The sequence below is a fragment of the Thalassobacter sp. genome (assembly GCF_982993085.1).
This window is the reverse complement of the sequence record NZ_CEZFMW010000184.1, coordinates 1-3895: the sequence shown is the minus strand read 5'-3', so window position 1 is coordinate 3895 and position 3895 is coordinate 1. Positions and strand designations below refer to the sequence as shown.

Genomic DNA, 3895 nt, shown 5'->3' with positions numbered 1-3895 from the left:
GCCGATGCTTTGCCGGAGGTGCCCGACGAATGGGATCCGTTCGAAGAGGAGTGATCCTCGGGTTGGTTGCAGCCATGCCCACACAAGTGCTTGCCGATATCTGCGCCCAAGTCCGACCCAACTGGAGCGGCTCCGAGGTCACAGCGTTGACCGAAGCCATGGCCCTTTTTGGTACGCCACCCAGCCTTTTTCTGATCGTCGCAACCGCGCTTGTGGTCCGCTTGCGCAGCCAATGGGGCGGCTTGGCAGTTGTTTTTGCTTGGGCGATGTGGACCTCGGCCGTGGCTCTCAACGGAAATGCGCAGCTTGCGCAAGCTGCAAGCGAGGGCTGCGTTGGCTCACCCGCCCTGTTCCTGATCGGAGTTGCATTGATGTGCGCAGGCACCGTTTTATACACGCTTCCCAAATCCACCCGACTGTAGGACTGGCATCACTTCCTCACGGTGGCGCCTTATTCTGTCTGTTTGGGCTGGCGAATGGGGGCAACGGGGGTTACCCTGTCAACCAACTTGGACACTCGGACAAAGAGGCAGATTACGATGCTCAAAGGACTTGGTCAGCTTGGCGATATGGCCGGCATGATGAAAAAAGCGCAGGAAATGCAGACGAAAATGGCTGAGATGCAGGATAATCTCGCCAACATCACTGTGACTGGTGAAAGCGGCGCAGGCCTTGTGACCGCGACCGCCACAGCCAAGGGCGTGTTGACGGGCCTTGATATCGACCCATCGATCTTTAACCCCAATGAAAAAGAAGTTGTCGAGGACCTGATCCTTGCGGCTATCAATGACGCCCAGACAAAAGCCGCCGCAAAGGCAGCAAGCGAGATGCAGGAACTGACCGAAGGCATGGGTTTGCCCGCAGGAATGAAGCTGCCGTTCTGAGCCTCGAACCCTGATATGGCTACGGACGACCTGTCTGACCTAAACGCGCTGATCGAGATGATGGCCAAGCTGCCTGGGCTTGGCCCTCGATCCGCGCGTCGTGCTGTTTTGCATTTAATCAAAAAGCGTGACACGCAGATGCGGCCGCTATCCCGCATGTTAACCCACGTGGCCGAGACAGCACGCGCCTGCTTGAATTGCGGTAATATCAGCACCTTAGAGGTCTGTGCGATCTGCGCCTCAGAGAAGCGGGCAAATGGTCAGATTTGCGTCGTCGAAGAAGTCTCGGACCTATGGGCCATGGAGCGTTCTGGCATGTTCGGCGGTCGCTACCACGTTTTGGGCGGCACACTTTCACCGCTGGATGATATCGGACCCGAAGCGTTGCGCATGCCAAGGCTCAAGGACCGGATCACGAGCGAAGCTGTGCAAGAAGTTATCCTTGCCCTCAATGCGACTGTGGATGGTCAAACAACAGCCCACTATATCGCAGGCGAACTGTCCCATACGGGCGTCGCCATGACCACTCTCGCCCAAGGTGTGCCCATCGGCGGAGAACTGGATTACCTAGACGACGGCACAATCTCTGCCGCGCTATCGGCCCGCAAGGAAATGCCCCGCTAGCCCAAACTGGCAATTTTTTGACAACTACTGATTGTGCGCGGACTATGATCACGCATATCGTGCTAAAAAATCATTGCTAATGTTGTTTATAATGGAATTCTGGACACTCGTGCTGTTGGCAGCTCTTGGTGCTCTTGCGTTGGCGGGGCTCTTTTACGCAATGCAACTCAGGGCTTTGCTTATAGATACGCGCGCTCAGGTCGATGCGCTGAACTCGCGCAACACCGACCTTGTGGACGCCTTGGAGCGGGACAACCTGACGTCTGCGTATTCACGTAGTAAACTGTTTTCACTCATTGATACCGAGGCAAGGTCGCAGAATGCCCACGTTTTGTGTATCGATCTCGACAATCTTGGCAGTGTAAATGATGGACACGGGTTTGATACAAGCGACCGTTTGCTCGCCGCAGTGTCCAGCGCCTTAATTGATCTGGTCGGAAACACGGGCACCGTGGCACGCACAGGCGGGGATGAATTTTGCGTCGTCCTGAACACCCCCGACCTAAAAGAAGCGCAGCTCACAGCCGTTAGAATTGGCATGGTGATTGCCAAGACATCCGTGCCCAGCGGTGAGATCGTCGTGAGCCGAAGCGCATCCATCGGGATAGCGCCGCTGTACCCGGACCAAAAGCTAATCAGCGCCCTCGTTTTGGCCGAAGACGCGCTATCGCTGGCAAAACTAGAAGGGCGCAACCGTGTAAAAACAGCCGATGAAGAGATCTTAAATACTCGGACCAAACGGGCCTCTCGCCCCACAATCGAAGAAATTCAAACCGGATTGAACCGCGATGAGGTGACCTATTACGTGCAACCCATTTGGGACATTCACGCCGGCAAACCCGTTGGTGTTGAAGCCTTACTTCGGTGGGTGACGCCAGAAGGTGATGTTCATTTACCGGAGAGCTTTGTTGATACGATGGCGGATGCGCATCACCTTGACCTCAAGCTACCGCTTGAGGCCGCGAGCCGCACTGCCAACGCATTCACCCAAGATCCGCCCGGCATGTTTTGCGCGTTCAACGTATCGAACAGTTTTCTTGAGCGCGGCAACGGGCTGGAGCCTGAATGGATCAGTGAACTGTTGGACGGTGTCCCGCCAGAGAGGATGGTATTTGAGATTGTCGAGAGCGCCGTTATCCAAGACCCCGAAGGCGCGAAACGTATGCTCCAAGCATTGCGCGAAGCCGGCGTTCGTGTCGCCCTAGATGACTTTGGACGGGGGTTTTCCAATCTTCAGCGGCTTCAGGAGTTTCCCGTCGATATCGTCAAAATCGACCGTCATTTCATCACTGATCTGCACAACAACGCACGTAACGCGGGGATACTGGACGGTTTGATGGAGATGTCTCGCACGCTCGAATTTGAAATCATTGCCGAGGGTGTCGAAACCGAAGCCCAGTTAGAAACCGTCCGCACCTCGGGCATCCAGCTTGTGCAGGGCTACCTTTTGGGTCGGCCAGCACCCGTTGATCAATGGCTCAAAAGACTGTCCTGATTATCGCATCGGACTGAACAGAGCATCATCTTGCCTACAGTCTCGGATCACATCGGCCCCACATCTGCGTGGCTCAAGATCCTTCGACAGACACACGCGGACCTCTTGAATACGTCGCGCCTTGCAAGTGATCGTAACCTGATCAGCTTGAAGGGATGGATTGGCCTGTAAAAACGCCTCTTCAATCAAACGCGCAGGCAAAGTGACCTCTCGGTCTAGATCACGCAACATTGCAGGTCTTTGAATGGCCTCATAGGCCGCGCGTGATGCTACAAAATATGCCTGCGGGTCCAAGCCCGAACAACGCCCATGCTTTTTCCATTGATGCCACGCCAAGCCTGCGGACCCCATGATATCCGCCATCGCAGCCGTCTCACTGCGTGTGGCCTCACGATGAGGCGTCCGACAGTAGCTGGGCCAGCCACGAGAATACTGAGGCCACAGCCCGTGCAAAGTGAAACCATATTCTCGGCCCCGATCACATTGCGCCGAGCCGCGCGCGTCACCCTCCAGGGCACACCACGTCGGCGTCCAACTGAGCGACAAGACATAATAATCAAACACGCCGGCCTTTGGCTCATCCGCATGCGCCACGCCTGCCCACATCATCAACGCCACGATCCAACGCATTTTTGCTTCCCTCTGGCCTATCTAGAGCATATATACCGCTCAAGTTCCCCAAAAAGCGAGAACCCGCGGTCGACAGATCGCCGCCCAGCCGGGCGACGGGACAGCTATGCCGTAAGGAGAGACACGAGATGAACAAACCGATCATGGCAAAAGCCACTGCCGTTTGGCTGGTGGATAACACCACGCTCAGCTTCAAACAGATTGGCGATTTTTGCGGCCTACACGAGCTGGAAGTACAAGGCATTGCGGACGGCGATGTGGC

At 55.8% G+C, this 3895-nt stretch carries 5 protein-coding genes and 1 pseudogene; 5 read left to right on the top strand and 1 reads right to left on the bottom strand.

Going from position 1 to position 3895, the window contains the following annotated elements; genetic code table 11:
- The 4 genes from AC4GMC_RS17475 to AC4GMC_RS17460 all read left to right on the top strand — a co-directional run.
- Positions 1 to 422, top strand: a 422-nt coding sequence (locus AC4GMC_RS17475; RefSeq protein WP_488089328.1) for a hypothetical protein, incomplete at its 5' end; no start/stop codon positions are given.
- Positions 423 to 539: 117 nt separating this feature from the next.
- Positions 540 to 884 carry a YbaB/EbfC family nucleoid-associated protein gene (locus AC4GMC_RS17470; RefSeq protein ID WP_487878079.1) on the top strand — a complete coding sequence of 115 codons (345 nt, stop codon included), beginning with the start codon at positions 540 to 542 and terminating at the stop codon, positions 882 to 884.
- 15 nt (positions 885 to 899) lie between these two features.
- Positions 900 to 1508: a recombination mediator RecR gene (gene recR / locus AC4GMC_RS17465; RefSeq protein ID WP_487878080.1), complete on the top strand. Its 609-nt coding sequence runs from the start codon at positions 900 to 902 to the stop codon at positions 1506 to 1508.
- 91 nt (positions 1509 to 1599) lie between these two features.
- Positions 1600 to 3003 (top strand): EAL domain-containing protein, encoded by a 1404-nt coding sequence (locus AC4GMC_RS17460; protein ID WP_487878081.1) that lies wholly within the window; start codon positions 1600 to 1602, stop codon positions 3001 to 3003.
- Here the strand turns inward: AC4GMC_RS17460 and AC4GMC_RS17455 are convergent, their stop codons facing one another.
- Positions 3004 to 3633, bottom strand: a complete 630-nt coding sequence (locus tag AC4GMC_RS17455; RefSeq protein WP_487878082.1) for a ribonuclease T2 family protein — start codon at positions 3631 to 3633, stop codon at positions 3004 to 3006.
- 128 nt (positions 3634 to 3761) lie between these two features.
- On the opposite strand from AC4GMC_RS17455, the pseudogene AC4GMC_RS17450 reads away from it, so the two are divergent.
- Positions 3762 to 3895, top strand: a pseudogene (locus AC4GMC_RS17450) (DUF1013 domain-containing protein); the annotation flags it as partial.

Excerpts from the sequence above, each read along its gene's own strand:
- AC4GMC_RS17470 (WP_487878079.1), top strand. The coding sequence starts at position 540 with ATGCTCAAAGGACTTGGTCAGCTTGGCGATATGGCCGGCATGATGAAA.
- recR (WP_487878080.1), top strand. The coding sequence starts at position 900 with ATGGCTACGGACGACCTGTCTGACCTAAACGCGCTGATCGAGATGATG.
- AC4GMC_RS17460 (WP_487878081.1), top strand. The coding sequence starts at position 1,600 with ATGGAATTCTGGACACTCGTGCTGTTGGCAGCTCTTGGTGCTCTTGCG.
- AC4GMC_RS17455 (WP_487878082.1), bottom strand. The coding sequence starts at position 3,633 with ATGCGTTGGATCGTGGCGTTGATGATGTGGGCAGGCGTGGCGCATGCG.